Source organism: Planococcus salinus (assembly GCF_003719725.1).
Lineage (GTDB): Bacteria > Bacillota > Bacilli > Bacillales_A > Planococcaceae > Planococcus > Planococcus salinus.
Genome location: NZ_RIAX01000002.1, coordinates 171,741 through 193,652, shown reverse-complemented (window position 1 = coordinate 193,652; position 21,912 = coordinate 171,741). Strand labels below are relative to the sequence as shown.

The 21,912-nt window shown below is 45.7% G+C and carries 25 protein-coding genes and 1 riboswitch; of the genes, 24 read left to right on the top strand and 1 reads right to left on the bottom strand.

Going from position 1 to position 21,912, the window contains the following annotated elements; genetic code table 11:
* Positions 1–13 precede the first annotated feature (13 nt).
* Positions 14–146: riboswitch (FMN riboswitch) on the top strand.
* 151 nt (positions 147–297) lie between these two features.
* Positions 298–876, top strand: coding sequence for an ECF transporter S component (locus EEX84_RS03620; protein ID WP_123164223.1), 579 nt, complete (start codon positions 298–300; stop codon positions 874–876).
* 63 nt (positions 877–939) lie between these two features.
* Here the strand turns inward: EEX84_RS03620 and EEX84_RS03615 are convergent, their stop codons facing one another.
* Entirely contained in the window at positions 940–1,191 is a 252-nt protein-coding gene (locus EEX84_RS03615) for a ferredoxin (RefSeq protein ID WP_123164222.1), read from the bottom strand.
* Between the two features lie 106 nt (positions 1,192–1,297).
* Here EEX84_RS03615 and EEX84_RS03610 point away from each other — a divergent pair, with 106 nt between their 5' ends.
* The 23 genes from EEX84_RS03610 (at position 1,298) to aroC (ending at position 21,911) form a co-directional block, all read left to right on the top strand.
* The gene (locus EEX84_RS03610) at positions 1,298–2,323 is read left to right on the top strand and encodes a YpbB family protein (protein WP_123164221.1); all 1,026 of its coding nucleotides are present in this window, start codon (positions 1,298–1,300) and stop codon (positions 2,321–2,323) included.
* On the top strand, positions 2,320–3,756 hold the full coding sequence (locus EEX84_RS03605; RefSeq protein ID WP_123164220.1) for a RecQ family ATP-dependent DNA helicase: 1,437 nt from the start codon (positions 2,320–2,322) through the stop codon (positions 3,754–3,756). The genes EEX84_RS03610 and EEX84_RS03605 overlap by 4 nt, the downstream gene beginning before the upstream one ends.
* Positions 3,757–3,825: 69 nt before the next feature.
* Positions 3,826–4,587: a LysM peptidoglycan-binding domain-containing protein gene (locus EEX84_RS03600; protein ID WP_123164219.1), complete on the top strand. Its 762-nt coding sequence runs from the start codon at positions 3,826–3,828 to the stop codon at positions 4,585–4,587.
* A gap of 223 nt (positions 4,588–4,810) precedes the next feature.
* Positions 4,811–5,566, top strand: a complete 756-nt coding sequence (locus EEX84_RS03595; RefSeq protein WP_123164218.1) for a metallophosphoesterase — start codon at positions 4,811–4,813, stop codon at positions 5,564–5,566.
* A 63-nt stretch (positions 5,567–5,629) separates the two neighbouring features.
* Positions 5,630–6,598: a YpdA family putative bacillithiol disulfide reductase gene (locus EEX84_RS03590; RefSeq protein WP_123164217.1), complete on the top strand. Its 969-nt coding sequence runs from the start codon at positions 5,630–5,632 to the stop codon at positions 6,596–6,598.
* Positions 6,599–6,651: 53 nt separating this feature from the next.
* Entirely contained in the window at positions 6,652–7,620 is a 969-nt protein-coding gene (locus tag EEX84_RS03585) for an asparaginase (protein WP_123164216.1), read from the top strand.
* Positions 7,621–7,701: 81 nt separating this feature from the next.
* Positions 7,702–8,385: a glutamic-type intramembrane protease PrsW gene (gene prsW, locus EEX84_RS03580; RefSeq protein WP_123164215.1), complete on the top strand. Its 684-nt coding sequence runs from the start codon at positions 7,702–7,704 to the stop codon at positions 8,383–8,385.
* Between the two features lie 299 nt (positions 8,386–8,684).
* Entirely contained in the window at positions 8,685–9,359 is a 675-nt protein-coding gene (gene cmk, locus EEX84_RS03575; protein ID WP_123164214.1) for a (d)CMP kinase, read from the top strand.
* A 1-nt stretch (position 9,360) separates the two neighbouring features.
* Positions 9,361–9,951 carry a lysophospholipid acyltransferase family protein gene (locus EEX84_RS03570; protein ID WP_123164213.1) on the top strand — a complete coding sequence of 197 codons (591 nt, stop codon included), beginning with the start codon at positions 9,361–9,363 and terminating at the stop codon, positions 9,949–9,951.
* A 68-nt stretch (positions 9,952–10,019) separates the two neighbouring features.
* Positions 10,020–11,165, top strand: coding sequence for a 30S ribosomal protein S1 (gene rpsA, locus EEX84_RS03565; protein WP_123164212.1), 1,146 nt, complete (start codon positions 10,020–10,022; stop codon positions 11,163–11,165).
* Positions 11,166–11,187: 22 nt separating this feature from the next.
* Complete coding sequence (gene fni / locus EEX84_RS03560; RefSeq protein WP_275669724.1) at positions 11,188–12,222, top strand: type 2 isopentenyl-diphosphate Delta-isomerase; 1,035 nt, start codon at positions 11,188–11,190, stop codon at positions 12,220–12,222.
* 94 nt (positions 12,223–12,316) lie between these two features.
* On the top strand, positions 12,317–13,627 hold the full coding sequence (gene der / locus EEX84_RS03555; protein WP_123164210.1) for a ribosome biogenesis GTPase Der: 1,311 nt from the start codon (positions 12,317–12,319) through the stop codon (positions 13,625–13,627).
* Positions 13,628–13,650: 23 nt separating this feature from the next.
* Positions 13,651–14,670, top strand: a complete 1,020-nt coding sequence (locus EEX84_RS03550) for an NAD(P)H-dependent glycerol-3-phosphate dehydrogenase (protein WP_123164209.1) — start codon at positions 13,651–13,653, stop codon at positions 14,668–14,670.
* Between the two features lie 87 nt (positions 14,671–14,757).
* A complete protein-coding gene (locus tag EEX84_RS03545; RefSeq protein WP_123164208.1) occupies positions 14,758–14,961 on the top strand; it encodes a DUF2768 domain-containing protein in 204 nt (67 codons plus the stop codon).
* A 10-nt stretch (positions 14,962–14,971) separates the two neighbouring features.
* Positions 14,972–15,682, top strand: coding sequence for a hypothetical protein (locus tag EEX84_RS03540; RefSeq protein ID WP_123164207.1), 711 nt, complete (start codon positions 14,972–14,974; stop codon positions 15,680–15,682).
* A 173-nt stretch (positions 15,683–15,855) separates the two neighbouring features.
* Positions 15,856–16,128, top strand: coding sequence for an HU family DNA-binding protein (locus tag EEX84_RS03535; protein ID WP_123164206.1), 273 nt, complete (start codon positions 15,856–15,858; stop codon positions 16,126–16,128).
* 536 nt (positions 16,129–16,664) lie between these two features.
* Complete coding sequence (folE, locus tag EEX84_RS03530) at positions 16,665–17,240, top strand: GTP cyclohydrolase I FolE (protein WP_123164466.1); 576 nt, start codon at positions 16,665–16,667, stop codon at positions 17,238–17,240.
* 23 nt (positions 17,241–17,263) lie between these two features.
* Positions 17,264–17,485, top strand: a complete 222-nt coding sequence (gene mtrB / locus EEX84_RS03525) for a trp RNA-binding attenuation protein MtrB (protein WP_123164205.1) — start codon at positions 17,264–17,266, stop codon at positions 17,483–17,485.
* 77 nt (positions 17,486–17,562) lie between these two features.
* On the top strand, positions 17,563–18,336 hold the full coding sequence (locus tag EEX84_RS03520) for a heptaprenyl diphosphate synthase component 1 (protein WP_123164204.1): 774 nt from the start codon (positions 17,563–17,565) through the stop codon (positions 18,334–18,336).
* A gap of 5 nt (positions 18,337–18,341) precedes the next feature.
* Positions 18,342–19,046 (top strand): demethylmenaquinone methyltransferase, encoded by a 705-nt coding sequence (locus EEX84_RS03515; protein WP_123164203.1) that lies wholly within the window; start codon positions 18,342–18,344, stop codon positions 19,044–19,046.
* A gap of 21 nt (positions 19,047–19,067) precedes the next feature.
* The gene (hepT, locus tag EEX84_RS03510) at positions 19,068–20,042 is read left to right on the top strand and encodes a heptaprenyl diphosphate synthase component II (RefSeq protein ID WP_123164202.1); all 975 of its coding nucleotides are present in this window, start codon (positions 19,068–19,070) and stop codon (positions 20,040–20,042) included.
* Between the two features lie 85 nt (positions 20,043–20,127).
* On the top strand, positions 20,128–20,574 hold the full coding sequence (gene ndk, locus EEX84_RS03505; RefSeq protein ID WP_123164201.1) for a nucleoside-diphosphate kinase: 447 nt from the start codon (positions 20,128–20,130) through the stop codon (positions 20,572–20,574).
* A gap of 164 nt (positions 20,575–20,738) precedes the next feature.
* Entirely contained in the window at positions 20,739–21,911 is a 1,173-nt protein-coding gene (aroC, locus tag EEX84_RS03500) for a chorismate synthase (protein ID WP_123164200.1), read from the top strand.
* Position 21,912: the final 1 nt, after the last annotated feature.

The window sequence follows — 21,912 nt, the reverse complement described above, 5'->3', positions numbered from 1 at the left end:
CAACAAAATATCGATTCATCTTCGGGGCAGGGTGAGAGTCCCTACCGGCGGTAATTGAACTGTGTTCATAAGCCCGCGAGCCGTAAAAAGCAGGATTTGGTGAGATTCCAAAGCCGACAGTATAGTCTGGATGGGAGAAGGTGAAGGTGCGGACGTTTGTCTTTTACATGCAGGCAAAACGCTTATTCAGTGTGCCTTTTCTCCCTTAAGTCTCTTTTGAGCTTAAGGGTTTTATCATGTTAAGACGATTGCGATCCAAACCTTTCTTCTGGTGAATCACGACAAGGAGAGAGGAATATGAAGAACAAAAAGTTACAAGCAATGATTGTCATTGGTATGTTGAGCAGCATTTCGTTTATCCTGATGCTTTTCAACTTCCCGTTGCCGGCGTTACCGGCGTTCCTGAAAGTGGATTTCAGTGACGTACCGGCATTGATTGCCACCATTACCATGGGACCGGTAGCCGGAATACTCGTCGCATTTTTTAAAAACGTTCTGGATTGGCTGTTTGCAGGAAGCCCTACTGGAGTACCGGTTGGTCACATGGCGAATTTCGTAACCAGCATTCTGTTCATTTTGCCGGTGTATGCAGTATACCGTAAAGTATCGAATAAAAAAGGGATTGTGTTTGGTCTTGCGATTGGCACGTTAACGATGGCGGTTGGAATGAGCCTTCTCAATTACCTGGTGTTCCTGCCGATGTATACGTATTTCCTGAATATGCCAGCAGAGACGGGCAATGCGTTATTCACTACAATCGTTCTGGGAATTTTGCCGTTCAACTTGATCAAAGGCTTGCTGCTGACAGTGGTAGTCATCCTGTTATTCAACAGTATGCAGTCATGGATTGAAAAACAGCGGGCAATTTACCAATAACCATAAAATAAAAGAGCTGCGCTGAAAGCATTTATGCTTTCAGCGCAGCTTTTTCACTGAAGATTAATCTTCATATTTTAAAGGGTCTCCGTCAAATGGAGCGTCTGCCACTTTAATGGAATCTGTAGGGCATCCTTCGAATGCATCTTCCATATCTTCTTCCAGTTCATCTGGAACTTGCTCTGTTCCCATGTTATCATCTAGAATAACAAACGCGATGCCTTCATCGTCGTAATCGTAAATATCAGGTGCAGCAGCTCCGCAAGCGCCACAGGCGATACAAGTATCTTTATCGACAATGGTATACTTAGCCATATCATTTTCCTCTCCTTTATCTCCGAACAAGTTCAGTTATACTATCGTATTCATTCTATAGGTGTTTGTGCAGATTTTCAACCAAAAAACGTTAGGAGGCCCCGTCTTGTTATTTGATGAACTTGTTCTTACCATCATGAAAGCGGTTAATCACCAACGGACTGTTTCTTCTCCTTTTCACTTGATCAAAGGAAAAAAATCGGGCCAGACTCTCCAGGATATCGGCTATTTTCATCTTTATCCATATTTTTCCGTTCTGCCGCGGCTGGAAAAAGCGGCATACGATCAAACGGTGCAGCGTTTCTACGAACAAGGTCTGCTGGTGGAAGGCGAAGAAAACATCCACTTAACAGCAAAGGCAATGGCTTTGCAGACACCGGTGCCGTTGTTGAACGGCTGGAAGTACAGGGGGAACGAGGCGGTGTTTTTCCAGCGGCTGTCTTTGGTGATTCAGACGTTTTCCCATGTCAGCCAGGGGATACGCATATTCGATCCGGTCCAAACAGCTGAAGACATCCAGTCATGGGTCAAATCTTATTTAAGGGCAATCCGATTTCGTGAGCCATCGGTTTATGCTGATTTCAACGCAGAACTCATAACAACGTTTAAAGCCATACAGGCGACCGATCAGCAGAAGCTGATGCTGATGCAGCGGCTTTCAGGATACGGTCTCAGCGGCATGACCTGGAAGCAGATAGCCGGTGTCCATGGCATCCAGCCAATCGATGCACAGTTGCAGACTGTGGAAGTTCTGCATGGTTGGCTGGAAGTGATTGAACAACAGCGTCCCCCGCTGCTCTCGCTTTTGGCGGAAGGCCTTGTCCAGCAATCTGCACTTACCGAAACAGCAAAGCGAACCAAAAGTTTGTTTGAAAATGGTCATTCGCTTGAGGAAATTGCGGCCATACGACGATTGAAAACAAGTACGATTGAAGACCATTTTGTCGAGCTGGCGATGAACGAGCCAGCTTTTGATCACTCGTCATTTTTGACAAATGAAATATTAAAGGAAATCGTTGCTGTCAGCAAAGCGCAAAAAACGAAACGATTGAGGGACATTAAACAAAAAATTCCGCAAGCTAGTTATTTCCAAATTAGACTAGCGCTGGCGATAAAGGAGGAGCAACAATGAATTTGGATGATTTGCTGTTTACTACATATGGGTTCGCTTCGTTTCGTCCGGGACAACGGGAAGTCATTGAGGCAGTGCTTGAGGGGCAGGATGTGATTGCCTTGCTGCCCACAGGCATGGGAAAGTCTTTGTGTTACCAGCTTCCGGCTCATCAATTGCGGGGCAGTGTGGTGATTGTCTCTCCCTTGCTGTCGCTCATGCAGGACCAGGTGTCCCAGTTAAAGAAAATGGGTGAGAAATCGGTGGTGGCCATCAATTCATTCATGAAATCGGAAGACAAGGCGAAAGTATGGAAACACCTTTCCTCTTACCGGTTTATTTTTATTTCCCCTGAAATGCTTACGCAGGATTTCGTCAAAAGGCAGCTGCAGCGGATACAGGTTTCACTTCTGGTTGCGGATGAAGCCCATTGCATATCGCAATGGGGGTTTGACTTTCGTCCGGATTATTTGCGGATCGCAGAAGTGATTCCGTTGCTTGGGCATCCTCAAGTTCTTGCTTTGACCGCGACTGCAACGCCAAAAGTGACAAGTGAAATCAAAAAATATTTGGCCATTGAAAATCCCTTCGTTTACCAGCATCCGATGGATCGGCCAAACATTTCCTATGATGTGAGAAAGTTTAAGACTCAGGATGAAAAAACCGATTGGCTTGTTGACTTTGTGACCAATTTCGAAGGGCCCGGCATTGTCTATGCAGGAACAAGAAAGAAATCGGAGCACCTGGCAGCGTTATTGACAGAGGCTGGTTTAGCCGCCTCGTATTATCACGGTGGCATGGAGCATCAGGACCGCATTTTTGTTCAGCAGCAATTTCAGAACGGTGAATTGCAGTGGGTGTGCTCCACCAATGCATTCGGTATGGGCGTGCACATCGCCAATATCCGTCACGTCATCCACTTCCAAATGCCGACTTCCGTTGAAGGCTACGTTCAGGAAGTCGGTCGTGCTGGCCGAGATGGCGAGCCGGCTCTGGCGACTCTGTTATATGCGGATGGAGACGAAGCACTGGTGGAAAGCCTGTTGATCGACGAACTGCCTACGGAGCATGAAATATATACTGTACACAAAAACGGAATTCAAGCTTCATCTCTTGTAGAGCAAGGGATAATCCGGGAAACAGCTTTTCGGGTCATTTCCTACTGGCTCAATCAATTAGGAGTGGAAGGAACCCTTCAACAAATCGGAAAAATGCAGTCGGAAAAACTGAAACAAGCAGCCAAAATGCGGGGTCTGATAGTCGGGGGCAGGTGCATCCGAGACTACCTTCTCGAATGTTTCAATCAGCAGACTGACCGAAAACCTGCCAATTGCTGCAGTTTTGAAGGGGTGGATTACACCGTGTATAGAAAGCGAATATTGAAAACCACGCCTGACACCCTGACAAGTTGGGAAGCGCGAATCCAAGCCCTTATGCCCATGAAAAATGGGTGAATATGACATTTACAAATGACAGACTTTTCGTCATAATGTAAATAATAGTAAGGATAGGGGTAGTTTATTATGGGAAATCAAAATTATCATGAATCCGCTGAAAAAAACCGCCAGAAAATAACGGACGAAAGCAGCAATTTGCCTTCCAGAAGAAGCCAACGGAAAGCCGCAAAACAAAAACCTGAAAAAGAAAAAAATTTGTTGTTGCCAGTGTTATTCTTCATATTCATTTTAATCCCTGTAGCACTACTTTTCTATATTGCCTTTTTGTACGAACCTGAAGAGCCGGTCACTTCCAACACAATGGAAACGGAAGTGAGTTTTGAAACCAACACAGCTCCGAGTCAGTCGGAAATTGCCGCTATAGCAGAGCAGGAAAAGGCTGAACGTGCGGAGGCTGAAAAAGCTGAGAAACTCGCCCGCCAGGAAGCGGCAGCGAAAGAACAAGCAGAGAAAGAAGCTGCAGCAAAAACGGAAGCCGAGGCGAAAGCGGCGGCAGAAGCCAAAGCTAAAGAAGAAGCCAAAGCAAAAGCTGAAGCAGAAGCAGAAGCCGCTAAAGCCAAAGCAGAAGCAAAGGCTAAAGCAGAAGCTGAGGCACTTGCACAAAAACAAAAGGAAAAAGAAGAAGCCAAGAGGCAGCAGCAGAAAAAAGAGGAAAAGGCTCCATCTTCCGGGAAAACACATACAGTTCAGCCCGGCGAAACATTATACCGCATAGCTGTTAATAATTACGGAGCGGCGGGAGCAGCAGCAGCTGTTGAGAAAATCAAGCAGGCAAACGGTCTGTCATCCAATTCGATCAGTCCGGGACAAACTTTGATTCTGCCATGATTTCGGCCAAAGTTGGTGACAGCCTGATAAAAGAAGAGGTATACTTGCAAGTGAACTCAGTTTTTCAGGACATTCTTTCTGAATGATGAATGTTTAGCCATCGTTCGCCTCGGGAGCCACGAGCTTCTGTAATGTATGAACAAACTGGTTGAAAAAATAAGGAATGACAAGGCATAGGCAGGAAGTTGCTTATGTTTTTTGTTGTATTGAAAGGAATCTGCACGTGAAATGGATTTATCAAAGCGGCCTGGCAGCCAGTGCGCTGCTTCTTTTTATGTGGCGAAACGCTTTTAAGGAAAAGCTGAAGCATCATACTGTGGAACTTGAGACCAAAAAGCCTTTTTCTCCATTTCAGATGTTGTTTATTTCAGATATCCACAGAAGAACGATTAAAAAGGATTTGATTGATTTTCCTGTGGACTTAATCGTCATTGGAGGAGACCTTGCAGAAAAAGGAGTGCCGCTGCATAGAATTGATCGCAATTTGAAGGTTTTATCGGCAATTGCTCCCGTGTACTTTATGTGGGGCAATAATGACCGTGAAGTTGGAGAAGAAAAATTGAGGCAATTGCTGCACAAGCATCAAATTCATATTTTAGAAAACGAATCGGTTTCATTGTTTGGCGAAGCTCATGTAAAATTGGTGGGAATCGATTATTTTGGATTTGTGGAAAATGGCTTTGAAAAAGCTTTTGCCAATGTTTCCAAGGATGACACCGTTATTTTTGTCTCGCATACCCCTTTTGTATTTAATCGCATAAAAGAAAAGTACCAGGTGCACCTGCTGCTGGGCGGACATACGCATGGGGGCCAAATTCGCTTTGGGCCACTGGGTCTTTATGAAAAAGGGGCATTGACGGAAAAAGATGGAAAAGTGGAACTTGTCAGCAACGGTTTTGGCACTACGACTTTGCCTTTTCGATTAGGGGCGGAAGCGGAATTCCACCTTTTTTCCATTTATCCGAAATTGCTGCACTAGCTGACAGGAAAGAATACCAGAATCATTCTGTAAATGATTCTGAAAAAGTAAGAGAGGTAGATTATGGAGTACACAGATGTGATTGTCATTGGGGGAGGCCCCTGTGGTTTGGCGGCTGCAATGGCTGTCAAAGAAATAGGCCTTCACCCGGTTGTCATTGAGAAGGGCAATATTGTCAACGCCATTTACAATTACCCTACTCATCAAACCTTTTTCAGCACGAGCGATAAGCTATCAATAGGCGGAATCCCTTTCATCACCGAAAACAGAAAGCCGAAACGGAACCAGGCACTGGTATATTACCGGGAAGCGGTGAAGATGAGCGGCATTGAAGTCCGGGCGTTCGAGAAGGTCCAAAAAGTAAGCAAAGATACTTTGTTCACCGTTGAAACTTCGAAAAAGACATATCAGGCAAAGTATGTGATAGCGGCAACCGGTTATTACGATCAGGCCAATGATCTGGAAGTGACAGGTGCCAGTTTGCCCAAAGTCATGCACTATTTCAAAGAAGGGCATCCTTATTTCAATCAGGATGTGCTGGTCATCGGTGGAAAGAATTCTGCCGTGGATGCAGCATTGGAATTGCATAAAGCCGGCAGCCGTGTGACGGTTTCCTATCACGGGACCAGTTATTCGAAAAGCATCAAGCCATGGATTTTGCCGGAATTCGATTCCCTGGTCCGAAAAGGCGAGATCACCATGCTGTTCGATTCGATGGTGGATCGGATTGCAGACGATGAAGTGGAACTGACGGTTAACGATACCAAGCAAACCATACCGAATGATTTCGTTTTTGCGATGATTGGCTATCATCCCGATCATGCATTTTTACGAAGCATGGGAATTGAAATTGACCTGGTTTCAGGCTGTCCTGTAATTGACGAAGAAACGATGGAAACCGGCGTGGAAAATCTGTTTGTCGCAGGAGTGATTGCGGCGGGAAATAATGCCAATAAAATATTCATCGAAAACGGCAGATTTCACGGTGGGCAAATTGCCCAAGCCATTGCAGCACGGGAAAGCACACGTTAAGTGTGCTTTTGTTATTTTTATCGATACATATATTAATCCAGGGGTGATGACAGATGAAAAAGAAAGTTTCCTTGATAACAACAGGTGGCACAATTGCCAGTAAAGAAGTTTCTAAAGGACTGTTGAAATCAGGGGCGATTTCAGGAAAAGAGCTGGCGGAGCTTTGCCAGTTGCCTGAAGAGATAGAAGTGAAGGTGATCGATGTATTTCAGTTGCCGAGCATGCATATCGGTTTTCCTCAAATGCTGGAACTGCGCGAAGCGATTGTAAAAGAGCTCAATGACCCTTCCGTGGACGGTGTCGTTGTGACTCACGGAACGGACACGTTGGAAGAAACCGCCTATTTCCTGGATTTGACCATTTCAGATGAACGAACCATCGTCGTGACAGGATCTCAGCGTTCACCGGACGATGTCGGGACGGATGTCTATTCCAATTTACGCAACTCCATTTACGTATCGGTTGATGAAACACTGCGCTGCACCGGAACGGTCGTCGTTTTCAATGAACGGATTTATACAGCCAAGTATGTAAAGAAAGTGCATGCCAGCAACCTCCAGGGATTTGATTCCTTTGGTCATGGCTATTTAGGGATCATTGACAATGATGAGGTCAAGGTTTATCAGAAACCGATTATGAGGGAAGTTTACGAGGTGGAAGACACGATCCCGCGTGTCGAAATCGTCAAATGCTATTCGGGACAGGATGGCTTTATGATTGATCTTTTAACTGAAGGCGGAACAAGTGGCATTATTCTGGAAGCGGCAGGCCGTGGGCAGATCTCTCCCCATATGGTGAAATCCGTTGAGAAAGCATGCCGGAATGGAGTGGTGGTCGTTCTGACAACAAGCGCTGAAGAAGGCAATACATACCCCACCTATGGTTATCCCGGAAGCGCCCATGACTTAATGTCCCGCGGAGTTTTTCTGGGAAGTGATTATGACAGCAAAAAAGCCCGGATCAAACTGGCAATCGTCCTGTCCGCAGGAAAAGGAATCGACGAAAAGACTTTCCATATTTGAGTCTTTCGTAACGGTTTCAATGGCAAAAATTAACGGTCGTCCGTGGTATAATGAAGCTATTCCAGTCAAAGGAGCATGTCCATGATAATCCTTCTAACAGTTGCGATTGCTCCAAGTTTGGCGTTGTTCAGTTATTTCTATCTGCGCGATCAGTTCGCTACAGAGCCTTCTAAATTATTGTTCCATTGTTTTATCTACGGTGCGGTTCTGACATTTCCGATTCTTTTTGTTCAGTATGTTTTCGATGCTGAAGGTGTCTTTTCAAATGTTTTTACCCAATCGGTGCTATTTGCCAGTATCGTGGAAGAATTTTTTAAATGGCTTGTATTGGTCATCGCCATCTATCGGCATGTCGATTTCGAAGACCCATATGATGGGATCTTGTATGGAGCAAGTATATCCCTCGGTTTTGCCACGGTTGAAAATATCTTGTATCTTTTGGAATTTGGCCTGGAAATAGCTTTTATCCGGGCATTCCTGCCTGTCTCAAGTCATGCTCTGTTCGGTGTGGTCATGGGGTATTACTTCGGAAGGGCTAAGTTTTCGAATCATCAGTCAGGCAGGAAATGGCTGGTTTGGGCTTTGTGCGCTTCGTTGGCGCTGCATATGCTTTACAATGCAATATTGTACTTCAACGACAGCAACTGGCTGTATGGTATCGTCCCTTTTATGCTCTTTCTTTGGTGGTTCGGCCTTCGGAAAGTAAAGCAGGCCCACCAATTGACACTGACGCATTACCGCAACCGGCCCGACATCCAGCCTTGAGACATTCATAGTGACTTCTTTTGAAATGAAAGGAACACGCATAGATTCACCCGCCTGGAACCCGTGAGTTCCGGGTTTTTTGATGCCTGAAAGCTGTTGGGCAAATTTTTGAAGCAATGGCCGCCTGCGCTTTTCTAGTGTCCAGACTCCGGCGCCTAGCCTCTCGAGACGCTTCAGTCCTGCCGGAAATGGCAAGGGACGCCATTCCCCACAGGCCTTCCAGCGCTTGTCGAGGCTGGATAGGCGCCTGCGCTTTTCTATGTTAAAATACATTGACTACATATGACGAGGTGACTGTTTTGACGAAACCGATACAAATTGCGATTGATGGTCCGGCGGCGGCTGGAAAAAGTACAATCGCAAAGATTGTGGCTGAAAAATTAGGGTATATTTACATTGATACAGGCGCGATGTACCGTGCCATTACATTAAAAGCGTTACAGGAAGGGTTAAACCTGGCGAGCAATGAGGAAGTGGGTGAACTGCTGAAAAACACCGTCATTGATTTGCAGCCGTCAGAGAATGGGCAGCTTGTTTTTCTGGATCAGAAAAATGTGACCGAAGATATTCGATCGCAATATGTCACGAAGGCCGTTTCGGAAATTGCAGCCCATGAAGCAGTGCGTGAGCAGATGGTTCATTTACAGCAACAGCTGGCTCATGGGCGCGGAGTGGTGATGGATGGACGTGACATCGGAACACATGTGCTCCCGGACGCAGCATTGAAGATATTCATGTCGGCTTCTGTTGAAGAACGTGCCAGAAGAAGGTTTGAGGAAAACAAAAAACGGAACATTGATACCCCACTGGAAGAATTGCAGAAAGAAATTGCCGAACGTGACAAACTGGACAGTGAGCGTGAGTTCGCACCTTTGCGCAAAGCGGAAGATGCCATTTTCCTGGATACGACTGCTTTGACTATAGAGGAAGCGGCCCTCGCCATCTTAAAACTGACAGCAGAAAGGTTGAAGTAAAGTGAATTTGTATACGTTCGGAAAAGCATTGGTTAAAACCGTGTTAACACCCATGTATCGTTTCGAAGTGATCGGAGCTGAGAACTTTCCGAAAGATGGGGGGATTTTGCTTTGTTCCAATCATATTCATGCGCTTGATCCACCGGTGGTTGGCATGACAGCGCCAAGGACTGTCCACTTCATGGCAAAAGAAGAACTGTTCAAAGCCCCGATTCTGGGGCCGATTCTTCCGAAAGTCAATGCATTCCCCGTCAAACGCGGGATGAGTGACAGGGAAGCACTGCGGACCGCCTTAAAGTTATTGAAAAGCGGCAATGTTGTCGGGCTATTTCCAGAAGGGACCCGCTCGACTGACGGAGTGCTTAAAAAAGGGTTGAGTGGAGCCGGGTTCTTTGCGTTGCGCGGAAATGCAGATGTGATGCCATGTGCCATCATCGGCCCTTATAAGGCATTCCGAAAAGTGAAAGTGGTTTACGGAGAACCGATTCGCATGGAGCCGTTCAGGGAGAGAAAAGCATCCGCCGACGAAGTAACCGAAGCGATCATGGGGAATATCCAAAAAATTCTTGATGAATACCAGGAAAATAAGTGATTATTTTTGTTTTTATTAGAGAATTCGAATAAAATAAAAGATGGATAGTTTGTGAAGGAGGGCTACTTATGTCTGAGGAAATGAACATGATGGAAAACGGGGATCTTCAAGTAGGGGATCGCGTAAAAGGTATAGTTGCTAAAATTGAAGAAAAAGCAGTGACCGTAACGATCGAAGGAGCACCTTTCGATGGAGTTATTCCTATCAGTGAGTTATCAAGCCTTCATATTGAAAAAGCATCAGATTCCGTCGAAGTCGGAGATGAACTCGATTTGGTGATCACGAAGGTGGAAGATGAAAATTATGTATTGTCCAAGCGCAAAGTCGATGCTGAACAGGCATGGGATGCCTTGGAAGAAAAATTTGAGTCTGGCGAAATCATCGAAGCAGAAGTGAAAGATGTCGTAAAAGGCGGATTAGTAATCGATTTGGGCGTCCGCGGTTTTGTCCCGGCATCTCTTGTGGAGGATCATTTTGTCGAGTCTTTCGAAGATTACAAAGGGAAAGTTCTGACTTTTAAAATTGTAGAAATGGAGAAAGAAAATAATCGCCTGATCTTGTCTCACCGGGCGGTCGTTGAGATGGAAAAAGAATCGCAAAAAGCAGAAGTGATGGAAAATATCCATCCTGGCGATGAGCTGAAAGGCAAAGTGCAGAGAATCGCTTCTTTTGGTGCATTTGTCGACATTGGCGGAGTCGACGGCCTTGTCCATATTTCTCAATTATCACATGAACATATTGACAAAGTTTCAGATGTGGTTACCGAAGGACAGGAAGTCACGGTAAAAGTACTTTCAGTTGACCGGGACGCCGAACGGATTTCTTTATCCATCAAAGATACGCTTCCAGGGCCTTGGGATTCGATTGAAGACAAAGCGCCAAAAGGATCGGTTCATACAGGCAAAGTGAAACGCCTTGTCAGTTACGGTGCGTTTGTCGAAGTGTTCCCTGGAGTGGAAGGCCTTGTCCACATTTCACAAATTGCCCATAAGCACATCAGCACCCCACATGAGGTATTGAGTGAAGGGCAAGAAGTTCAGGTGAAAGTGCTGGAAGTCAACAAGGCGGATAAGCGCTTGTCACTCAGCATTAAAGAGTTGCAGGAAAAAGAGCAGGAAAATGATTATTCGGATTATGATATGCCTGAAGAATCATCCGGATTCTCCATCAGTGATGTAATTGGCGACAAATTGAAAGGCTTTAAATCCGAGTAAGATGTCGAGAGCTAAACGGAAGATGGATCATATTCAATTTGCTTTATCCACCGGCCAGCAAGCCGACACAATGTTCGATGACATCCGTTTTGTCCATCAGGCATTGCCGAATACGGGTGTGCAGAACATCAGTTTAAAACCGGAAACAGGTGATTTGAAGTTGAAGTCACCTGTTTTTATTAATGCAATGACGGGTGGAGGAGGCGCCGACACTGAGAAGTTGAACGCCATGCTGGCGCGTGTTGCCAAAGAAACAGGCATGGCAATGGCTGTCGGCTCTCAGATGTCAGCGCTCAAAGACAAAAGCGAACGCGCTACTTATCAGGTGGTAAGGAAAGAAAATCCGGAAGGGATCATAATGGCCAATCTCGGCAGTGAAGCCTCACTGCAGCAGGCAAATGAAGCGGTTGAAATGATTGAAGCAAATGCACTTCAGATTCACTTGAATGTGATTCAGGAATTGACGATGCCTGAAGGAGACAGGGACTTTACAGGAGCATTTGAGCGGATTAATGAGATCGCTGAAAATGTTAATGTTCCGGTTATCGTGAAAGAGACAGGGTTTGGCATTTCCCGTGAGACGGCTGAAAAATTGAATGACACGAACATCGCTGCCATTGATGTCAGTGGCTGCGGAGGAACCAACTTTGCGCAAGTTGAAAACGAACGGCGTCAACGGAAGCTGTCCTTTTTTCAGGACTGGGGCATTCCGACGCCAGCAGCCATTGTTGATGTGTCAAGCGTCAGCAGAAAAACAGTTTTGGCATCAGGGGGCATCAAGCATGCCCAGGATGTTATCAAGGCATGTGCTCTCGGAGCAGACGCAGCCGGATTGGCGGGTTCTTTCCTGAAGACGGCTGTCAAGCAGGGGGAGAAGCCACTGATAGAGGAAGTGATGGCTTTGTACGATGATTTAACAATGATGATGACAGCGTTGGGCGCAAAAACCTTAAAAGACCTGACACATTGTCCTCTCATTATTTCGGGGGACCTGGCTCATTATTTGACGCTCCGTGGCTTTGACCTGCACGACTTTGCCAATCGGGCGAAAAACTGAATATTGCACCTTTGAAGGCGATGGACATTTAAGCGATGCCATCGTCTTTTTCGTGTATAATAGGCAATATATGAAGTGGAAGGATGAAATTATTATGTCAAAACCGGTAGTAGCAATCGTCGGCCGGCCGAACGTTGGGAAGTCCACGATATTTAATCGCGTGGTAGGAGAACGGGTGTCCATCGTGGAAGATGTTCCAGGAGTCACGCGTGACCGCATTTACAGTTCGGCTGATTGGCTGACACATGAATTCAATATCATCGATACTGGAGGCATCGATCTCCGCGATGAACCATTTTTGGAACAAATCCGGCATCAGGCGGAAATTGCCATGGACGAAGCCGACGTCATCATTTTTTTGGTCAATGGACGTGACGGTGTGACCGTACAGGATGAACAAGTGGCAAAAATCCTGTACCGGACAAAAAAACCGGTCATTTTAGCAGTCAATAAAATAGACAATCCGGACATGAAACACATGATCTATGATTTTTATACGCTTGGGATGGGGGAACCGTTTCCGATTTCCGGCTCTCATGGATTGGGTCTTGGAGACCTGCTGGATGAAGTGGCCAAGAACTTTCCAAAAGAAGACGAAGAGGAGTATCCGGACAATGTCATCAAATTTTCATTGATCGGACGGCCAAACGTCGGGAAATCGTCACTTGTCAACTCCTTCTTAGGAGAAGAGCGCGTCATTGTCAGTGAAGTGGCCGGAACGACCCGGGATGCTGTCGATACGCAGTACGAATACGATGAACAGCCTTATGTCATCATTGACACGGCCGGAATGCGGAAAAAAGGGAAAGTATATGAAACCACTGAAAAATACAGTGTGCTTCGGGCCCTTCGTGCAATTGAACGTTCTGACGTTGTGCTGGTCGTCTTAAATGCGGAAGAAGGCATTCAGGAACAAGACAAGAAAATTGCCGGTTATGCGCATGAAGCCGGAAAAGCGATTGTCATTGTGGTCAACAAATGGGATGCCATTGAAAAGGACGAAAAGACAATGAACGTAATGACACGTAAAATTCGGGAACATTTCTTGTTCCTGGATTACGCACCCATCATGTTTGTTTCCGCTATAAGCGGAAAACGCGTCCATAATATTCTGGAAGTGATCAACAAAGTAAATGAAAACCATTCAAGACGCATTCAGTCGAGCATTTTGAACGAAGTGATCGAAGATGCTGTAGCGATGAACCCTGCACCGTCTGATAAAGGCCGCAGACTCCGTCTGTATTATGCGACACAAGTGGCGGTGAAACCACCTACTTTTGTGGTGTTTGTCAATGAGCCGGATCTGATGCACTTCAGTTACGAACGGTTTTTGCAGAATCGGATCCGTGAAAGCTTTGACTTTGAAGGAACTCCGTTGCGGCTGATTACACGTGCCCGCACGTAATTGCTAAAAGGTGGTGCATCATTATGGAAAAAGTTTCTGTTTTTGGAGCAGGGAGCTGGGGGACCGCGCTGAGCTATGTGCTGGCTCAAAACGGCCATGATTTACTCGTTTGGACACACAGAGCGGAACAAGCCATAGAAATCAACCAGCATTCCAATGAAAATTATTTAAAAGGAATCCGTCTGCCGGATGGATTAAAAGCGACATCGGATTTGCCGGAAGCTGTAGGGCACGCCAGAATCTATGTATTGGCTGTTCCGACAAAGGCAATCCGCGAAGTTTGTGTCAAGATTAAGGAAAATATGGTGGAACCTGCTTTGTTTGTCCATGTATCAAAAGGAATTGAACCTGATTCGCTGAAACGAATCAGTGAAATGATCCGGGAAGAAATTCCGGCACAATGGATTGAAGACGTTGTTGTCCTGTCCGGACCAAGCCACGCAGAAGAAGTGGTGCTGGAACATCCGACAACCGTTACGGCGGCCTGTGAAAACACGAAATCAGCCGAGCGGGTACAGGACCTTTTCATGAACCACTATTTCCGAGTCTATACCAATAAAGACGTGATTGGAGTCGAAATCGGTGGAGCGCTTAAGAATATCATTGCTCTTGCTGTCGGCATCACCGATGGGTTGGGTTATGGCGACAACGCTAAAGCTGCTCTCATGACACGAGGACTGGCGGAAATCGCGCGTCTTGGTGTGAAAATGGGAGCGACTCCATTGACGTTTTCTGGATTGACCGGTGTCGGAGACTTGATTGTCACTTGCACGAGTCCCCATTCAAGAAACTGGCGCGCCGGGAATATGTTGGGAAAAGGGAAGTCGCTGGATGATGTGCTGCAGGAAATGGGGATGGTGGTCGAAGGCATCCGGACAACCAAAGCCGCTTATCAATTGGCAGAAGCCTACAATGTCCCCATGCCGATTACAGCCACTCTTTATGCGGTGCTGTTCGAAGGGGTATCGACTACAGAAGCTGTTGATAAGCTGATGGGCCGCATGAAAAAGAATGAAATGGAAGACTTGATCGACTTACTGTAATTGTCACAAAAGAAGAAGCAGCACACAGCTGCCTCTTCTTTTTTTATGCTATACTATGGACTGAAACTGAACGAAAGGCGGCCAATCATGAGTTCTTTGGATAAAATGTGGGTGTCATTTGCCGGAATTGCTTTTTTGATCATATCGATGGGCTTGATTTACTTGAGCCGATACAAACTGAAAAATGGCATCTTTAAATTTCTATTCGCGTTAGTCGCGTATGTTTTGCTGATTCTTGGATTCTTTATCATGATATTCACGGTATTCAGCGGCCCTACTGGCGGCGCTTGAGGTGAGAAATATGAAAAAATACCAATTGTTATCAATCATCTTAGTCGTTCTCGCACTGCTGTCTGGTTGTATGCTCCCTGAAAGCGAAAGAGCCGGAAACCAAATTCCGTATGGGGATCAACTGAACACTGTGCAAAACGCAGTGGATCAATACCGGGAAGCTACCGGCGGTTTGCTGCCGATCAAGACACGGGATATGGACGTTGATCAATACATCAAGTATCCTGTTGATTTTTCTAAAATTGTGCCGGATTATACAGCTGAAATCCCTCCCAATGCTTTTGAAACGGGTGGAATCTATCAGTACGTGCTGATGGATGTCGAAGAAGCTCCAACTGTAAAGCTGGTGGACTTGCGGGTCGCAGAAGCCATCCGGTCCATCAATATCCGGAAAAATGCAAATGGGGGACGTGCGCCAATTTCTGAAACTGTGGCAGATAATGTGTACAAATTCAATTACGAAGCCATGGGGTTCAGTGAAGAACAGACAGTCAGCAGTCCATACAGCGGCAGAGAATTACCATTTGTGGTGACAGGAAGCGGCGACGTCTACATCGACTATACGATGGATCTGTACACTGCCATTCAGGAATACGAAGGCAGCTTGGAAGCGGGACAGGATATCCGTTTTCTTCTTTATGAAGAAAGCCCGATTGTTCCGGCATACTCTTTGCCTTACACCATTGACGAAAATAACGAACCCGTCTTTATGAACAGCTGAGAACCTTGAAATGACGGGTATTTTCGGATTAAAACCGTCAAAAGTAAAAAATTACCATAAATTAGCCTTTTTCTGGGGAATGCGCTGCTTTAGTTGTTGCTATGCGATTTTCGTTGTGATACTCTTTTTACAGGATTGATGTAATGCATCCCCTTTGAGAGGAGGTGAATGGCATGAACAAGACAGAATTAGTGAACTCTGTTGCTGAAGCAGCTGATATTTCTCGTAAAGACGCTGCAAAAGCAGTTGACGCTGCATTTGAAACGATTCAAGATGCTCTTACTAAAGGTGAAAAAGTACAATTAATCGGATTTGGTAACTTTGAAGTTCGCGAGCGTGCGGCCCGTAAAGGACGTAACCCGCAAACTGGTGCTGAAATCGAAATCGCTGCAAGCAAAGTTCCTGCATTTAAGCCAGGTAAAGCGCTTAAAGACGCAGTGAAATAAGCTTCTGCATTGTACATAGAATGACTTTTGCGAGACTGGCTCTCGCAGAAGTCATTCTTTTTTTGAGCCTCTGTTTTGCGAAACAGAGGTTCTTATGCTAGAATTCATGTGATAATGACAGAAAAGCGGAGGCGGCCGTTCTGCCTTGACAAGCGTAAGACAGAACGGCGAAGCGGCATGTTTTCAGCCGCACAGTCCCGAAAAGCGGAAGTGCCTGTTCAGCTCTGACAGACATAAGGCAGACCAGCGAAGTGGCGCTCTTTGCCCCACAGCTGGGTTGCCTTATGTCCCGAAGAGCTAGGCACTGGAGACTAGACAGTGTCTGGCTTATGACCTCGAGAGGCAGGCCGCTGGAGACTGGACACAGAAAAGCGGAGGCGGCCTGAAAAAGGCAAGCTGAAAAATCAGGCGCCTTGTCGAAGCAAGGTTTCGAATGCTTGCTGCGGGCCTCTGGAACATCCTGGCACGCTTGCGTAATTGCCGTAACACAAATAATGGACTCGTCTTATACAGGAGGAAACAGAGTGGCAGATGTAATGATAAAAAAAGAAGTGGACTTGGAAAAAATCGAACTGGCTGTTTCAATGATATTGGAGGCTGTTGGAGAAAATCCTGGGAGAGAAGGATTGCTTGACACCCCTAAACGGGTGGCGAAGATGTATGCGGAGATTTTTTCCGGCCTGCAGGAAGATCCCAGAGAGTACTTTCAAACGGTTTTTCATGAAGGGCATGAAGAATTGGTGCTGGTAAAGGATATCCCTTTCTTTTCAACTTGTGAACACCATTTAGTTCCTTTCTTTGGAAAAGTTCATATTGCCTACATTCCCCGTGACGGTGTCGTTACCGGCTTAAGCAAATTGGCCCGTGCTGTGGAAACAGTATCCAAACGCCCTCAGCTGCAGGAGCGCATCACTTCGACTCTCGCTGATTCCCTGATGGAAACATTGAATCCTCACGGTGTTTATGTAATGGTTGAAGCAGAGCATATGTGCATGACGATGCGGGGAGTTAAAAAGCCCGGGGCTAAAACAGTGACCGCTGTATCCAGAGGAATGCTGGAACATGATGATGTCAAGCGATCAGAAGTAATTACTTATATAAATATGAACTGAAAAAAAGAAAAGCGGGTGGAAAGATGGCACAACCGGAATATGTAGTGATTCGAGCCCAGGAAGATGGCGTAAATGTCATCGGATTGACCAGAGGGAACGATACTAAATTTCACCATACTGAAAAACTGGATAAAGGTGAAGTGATGATTGCCCAATTTACCGAGCATACTTCGGCCATGAAAATCCGTGGGAAAGCAGAGATCCATTCTGCCCACGGAATCATAGAGAGCGAAGCGAAAAAATAGGCAGTATCAGATGATTGCAATGCTTTGCCTATGATATACTTATGCAGTATGGCTAAATCATGAATGGAGCAAGCAGTATGAATGAACAACAAATACATTCGAAAATCAGGCTAATGGAAAGTGATGTCAAGAACGCTGTTCGTCAACGGACCTTGGAAACCTGCACGGGAGGCCCATCGATCGAACGAACACGTTTGTTTTTTTTGCTATTGCCGCTTTTTACAGGAAAACCATGGTCAGGTGAAATTGAGGCTTCAGCTAAGACTGTTTCCATCGTTTATGCTGCCTTGCATGCCCATGATCAGGTAAAGGAAGTTGCGACAACCAAAAAACAACAGCTGACTGTCCTGGCCGGTGATTTTTACAGTGGCATCTATTACCAGATGCTTGCCAACTTGAATAATTTTACGTTGATCCAGCGTTTAGCAACGGCTATTACCAAAGTCAGCGAACAAAAGACTTCGTTTTATGAAACGGTGATCCGCTCTGAAGAAGAAATTGAGCGTTCGGTGCAAATCATCGAATCGGATCTGCTGACCACATTCTACAGATATTACGGTTATGAAGAATACGCTCAGCTCGCTGAAGTGTCTCTTCAGTATGTCCGTTATTCAGAAGAATTGGCTTATTGGGAAGCTGGAGTACACACACAATTATTGAAAACCTTATACCATTCGCTTCAACCGGCAGCCAGTATTGAGACATGGCTGATGGAAAAGCTCGACCAATTGGAAGAAGAAATGCTGGAATTGGTCAATCACCATTTATTACCGTATGACCTGAAAAACTATTTGCTTCATAAAATAACCCCGCACCAGCATAGAGCTGAGCAGCTAACCCGAGAAGGATGACAGAGATGCAGAAAACGAAAGAACAGCGTGTTCACGAAGTTTTTGAGAAAATTTCCGGAAATTACGATCAGATGAATTCCGTTATCAGCTTTCAGCAGCACAGTAAATGGCGGCGCGACACCATGCAGAAGCTGCAGGTACCAAAAGGGGCTTCGGCTATTGATGTCTGCTGCGGCACAGGTGATTGGACGATTGCATTGGCAGAAGCGACAGGAGAGTCAGGCCGTGTAGTCGGTTTGGATTTCAGCCAGAACATGCTGAATGTCGGAATTGAGAAAACAAAACACCTGCCACAGGTGAATATGATTCAAGGCAACGCCATGTCACTGCCTTATCCTGACAATTCTTTTGACTATGCGACGATTGGTTTTGGCTTGCGCAATGTTCCGGATTACCGGCAAGTGCTGTCAGAAATGCATAGAGTGTTGAAACCGGGAGGCGTTATTGCCTGCCTGGAAACTTCACAGCCCAATAACTTGTTTTTCAAGCCTTTTTTCAGACTGTATTTCCGATTTATCATGCCGGTGTTCGGCAAGCTTTTTGCGAAGAGCTATAAGGAATATTCGTGGCTGCAGGAATCTGCCAAAGGATTTCCGGGCATGAAACAGTTGGCCAAGCTTTTTGTGCAAGTCGGCTTTGAAAAAGTGAAATACAAACCGTACACAGGTGGAGCTGCAGCGCTTCATTTAGGGACAAAAAAAGTATATTAATTTGCGGGAGAAGGTTGTTAAGTGGAAAAGATGAAGTTGAAATTGCTTTATTCCGACCTTAGACCGGAGTTGGAAATTATTGAAAAAGAATTAGAACAGGCAGTGGATTCCTCATCTCACTTATTAAACGACGCCTCGCTTCATTTACTGCAGGCCGGAGGAAAACGAATCCGCCCTGTTTTTGTTTTGCTTGCCGGCAAATTTGGCAATTACAATATCGATGTGATGAAACAAGTGGCAGTTCCTCTTGAATTGATCCATATGGCTTCGCTGGTCCATGATGACGTCATTGATGATTCTGAGATCAGAAGAGGTCAGCCGACAGTCAAAGCACAGTGGAACAACAATGTAGCGATGTATACGGGAGATTTTATATTGGCGCGAGCTTTAGAGCACATCACTGAAATCGACATGCCTTCGATTCATCATATTTTGTCGAAGACGATGATTGAAGTGTGCCGTGGTGAAATCATCCAGATTGAAGACAAATACAAACTGGACCAAAACCTGCGTTCTTATTTGCGGCGCATCAAACGCAAGACCGCTTTGCTTATTTCTTCAAGCTGCGAATTGGGGGCTTTGGTTTCTGGCACAGATGAAAAGACCGCCGCCCATTTGAGAAGGTTCGGCTACTTTATCGGTATGTCGTTCCAAATCATCGATGATATTCTGGACTTTACAGCGTCGGACGAAGAGCTTGGAAAACCGGCTGGCAGCGATTTTATGAACGGCAATATCACGCTCCCTGTATTGTGTGCGCGAAAAGACCCCGCCATCTATGCAGTGCTCAAAGCAAACCTGAAACAGGACCTGTCCGATGATGCACGAGTGGAAATTGTGGAGATGATCCGGAACAGTCCGGCTGTGGGTGAAGCAAAAATGATGAGCGAACGTTATCTGCATAAAGCATTGAAGGAATTATCCTATCTTCCGAAAAGTGCTGCCAACAGAACCATGCGCAATATCGCTTTTTTTATCGGGAAACGGAAGTTCTGAAGTGGCAGTTGACAAATAAGGGCAGAATGATAGTATTTTTTAAGGCGGGCAATTTGCCCAAGCTTTTAAAAGAGGAGTGTTCATAATGGAAAAAACATTTTTAATGGTAAAACCTGATGGTGTACAACGCAATGTAATCGGTGAAATCGTAGCGCGTTTTGAGAAAAAAGGATACCAATTGGCTGGTGCTAAATTGATGCAGATCCCCACAGAATTGGCTGAACAGCATTACGGAGAACACAAAGAACGCCCTTTCTTCGGCGAATTGGTTGAATTTATCACTTCAGGTCCTGTATTCGCAATGGTTTGGGAAGGCGAAAACGTCATCTTGACTGCTCGTCAAATGATGGGTGCAACAAACCCGAAAGATGCAGCTCCCGGAACAATCCGCGGCGATTTTGCTGTAACTGTCGGCAAAAACATGATCCACGGTTCTGATTCAGCTGAAAGTGCTGAACGTGAAATCGGTTTGTTCTTCAAAGAAGAAGAGTTGGTTTCTTACGAAAAAACAGCGAACAGCTGGGTAAACTAATCACCGAAAAGGCAGCTTAGCTGTCTTTTTTTTATTGTTTTCATAAAAACTGTCCATAAATTTTGGACAGTTTTGTTTTATCTAAAATTAAGATAGAATTGTAGAAAAGCTATATGTTATAGTGATACATAAATACTTTAGCGAGTTGAAGGGAGAAAGTGTAAATGCGTTATCTAACAGCAGGAGAATCCCACGGTCCACAATTGACCGCCATCATAGAAGGCTTACCGGCTCAAATGCCCTTAACAGCTGACATGATTAACAAGGAATTGAAAAGACGCCAGGGAGGCCATGGCCGGGGCAGAAGAATGCAAATCGAAAAAGATACAGTGGAAATCGTTTCAGGCGTAAGACATGGTAAAACGTTGGGTTCGCCGGTGACTCTAGTGGTGAAGAATGATGATTGGAAACATTGGACCAACATCATGGGGATTGAACCAATTGAAGAAACCGATGAGGTGAAACGCCAGATTTCACGTCCACGGCCAGGTCATGCGGATTTGAACGGTGGGATGAAATATGGCCACCGCGATCTCCGCAATGTGTTGGAGCGCTCTTCAGCTCGTGAAACTACCGTTCGAGTAGCAGTAGGGGCAGTTGCGAAGCAGTTATTATCCCAATTGGGCATTGAAATCGTGTCGCAAGTGACAGAGATTGGCGGAATCCGTGTAAATCCCGAAACTTACCAGGGAAAGAGCGTAAAAGAAATCAGGGAAATCGTTGAGCAGGATGCAGTGTACTGCGCAGATCCATCCGTGACCAAGCAAATGACGGACCTGATCGATGAAACCAAAAAAAATGGCGATTCGATAGGCGGGACAGTCGAAGTCATTGTTGAAGGAATGCCGGCCGGGATCGGTTCGTATGTCCATTATGACCGGAAGCTCGATGCCAAAATAGCGGGTGCGGTTATGAGCATCAATGCATTTAAAGGTGTGGAATTCGGCCTCGGTTTTGAAATGGCCAGAAGACCCGGAAGCCAGGTCCATGACGAAATCCTGTGGTCTGAACAGCAGGGTTATAAACGGAAAACCAATAATCTGGGCGGTTTTGAAGGCGGAATGACGACGGGCATGCCAATCATCGTCAGAGGTGTCATGAAGCCGATTCCGACGCTTTATAAGCCGTTGCAAAGCGTTGACATTGAAACAAAAGAACCTTTTCAGGCAAGTATTGAGCGCTCTGACAGCTGTGCAGTGCCGGCTGCCTCCGTTGTTGCCGAACACGTAGTTGCATGGGAAGTCGCCAATTCTCTGATCGAGCAGTTTGATGCCGACCAACTGCCGCGCTTACAAGCGAATCTGCAGGATTACCTGACATATTCGAAGGAGTTCTGAT

What these genes read in the sequence shown, in the direction of transcription:
- EEX84_RS03620 (WP_123164223.1), top strand. Translation starts at nt 298, where the DNA reads ATGAAGAACAAAAAGTTACAAGCAATGATTGTCATTGGTATGTTGAGC.
- EEX84_RS03615 (WP_123164222.1), bottom strand. Translation starts at nt 1,191, where the DNA reads ATGGCTAAGTATACCATTGTCGATAAAGATACTTGTATCGCCTGTGGC.
- EEX84_RS03605 (WP_123164220.1), top strand. Translation starts at nt 2,320, where the DNA reads ATGAATTTGGATGATTTGCTGTTTACTACATATGGGTTCGCTTCGTTT.
- EEX84_RS03600 (WP_123164219.1), top strand. Translation starts at nt 3,826, where the DNA reads ATGGGAAATCAAAATTATCATGAATCCGCTGAAAAAAACCGCCAGAAA.
- EEX84_RS03590 (WP_123164217.1), top strand. Translation starts at nt 5,630, where the DNA reads ATGGAGTACACAGATGTGATTGTCATTGGGGGAGGCCCCTGTGGTTTG.
- EEX84_RS03585 (WP_123164216.1), top strand. Translation starts at nt 6,652, where the DNA reads ATGAAAAAGAAAGTTTCCTTGATAACAACAGGTGGCACAATTGCCAGT.
- prsW (WP_123164215.1), top strand. Translation starts at nt 7,702, where the DNA reads ATGATAATCCTTCTAACAGTTGCGATTGCTCCAAGTTTGGCGTTGTTC.
- rpsA (WP_123164212.1), top strand. Translation starts at nt 10,020, where the DNA reads ATGTCTGAGGAAATGAACATGATGGAAAACGGGGATCTTCAAGTAGGG.
- fni (WP_275669724.1), top strand. Translation starts at nt 11,188, where the DNA reads ATGGATCATATTCAATTTGCTTTATCCACCGGCCAGCAAGCCGACACA.
- der (WP_123164210.1), top strand. Translation starts at nt 12,317, where the DNA reads ATGTCAAAACCGGTAGTAGCAATCGTCGGCCGGCCGAACGTTGGGAAG.
- EEX84_RS03550 (WP_123164209.1), top strand. Translation starts at nt 13,651, where the DNA reads ATGGAAAAAGTTTCTGTTTTTGGAGCAGGGAGCTGGGGGACCGCGCTG.
- EEX84_RS03545 (WP_123164208.1), top strand. Translation starts at nt 14,758, where the DNA reads ATGAGTTCTTTGGATAAAATGTGGGTGTCATTTGCCGGAATTGCTTTT.
- EEX84_RS03540 (WP_123164207.1), top strand. Translation starts at nt 14,972, where the DNA reads ATGAAAAAATACCAATTGTTATCAATCATCTTAGTCGTTCTCGCACTG.
- EEX84_RS03535 (WP_123164206.1), top strand. Translation starts at nt 15,856, where the DNA reads ATGAACAAGACAGAATTAGTGAACTCTGTTGCTGAAGCAGCTGATATT.
- folE (WP_123164466.1), top strand. Translation starts at nt 16,665, where the DNA reads ATGATAAAAAAAGAAGTGGACTTGGAAAAAATCGAACTGGCTGTTTCA.
- mtrB (WP_123164205.1), top strand. Translation starts at nt 17,264, where the DNA reads ATGGCACAACCGGAATATGTAGTGATTCGAGCCCAGGAAGATGGCGTA.
- EEX84_RS03520 (WP_123164204.1), top strand. Translation starts at nt 17,563, where the DNA reads ATGAATGAACAACAAATACATTCGAAAATCAGGCTAATGGAAAGTGAT.
- EEX84_RS03515 (WP_123164203.1), top strand. Translation starts at nt 18,342, where the DNA reads ATGCAGAAAACGAAAGAACAGCGTGTTCACGAAGTTTTTGAGAAAATT.
- ndk (WP_123164201.1), top strand. Translation starts at nt 20,128, where the DNA reads ATGGAAAAAACATTTTTAATGGTAAAACCTGATGGTGTACAACGCAAT.
- aroC (WP_123164200.1), top strand. Translation starts at nt 20,739, where the DNA reads ATGCGTTATCTAACAGCAGGAGAATCCCACGGTCCACAATTGACCGCC.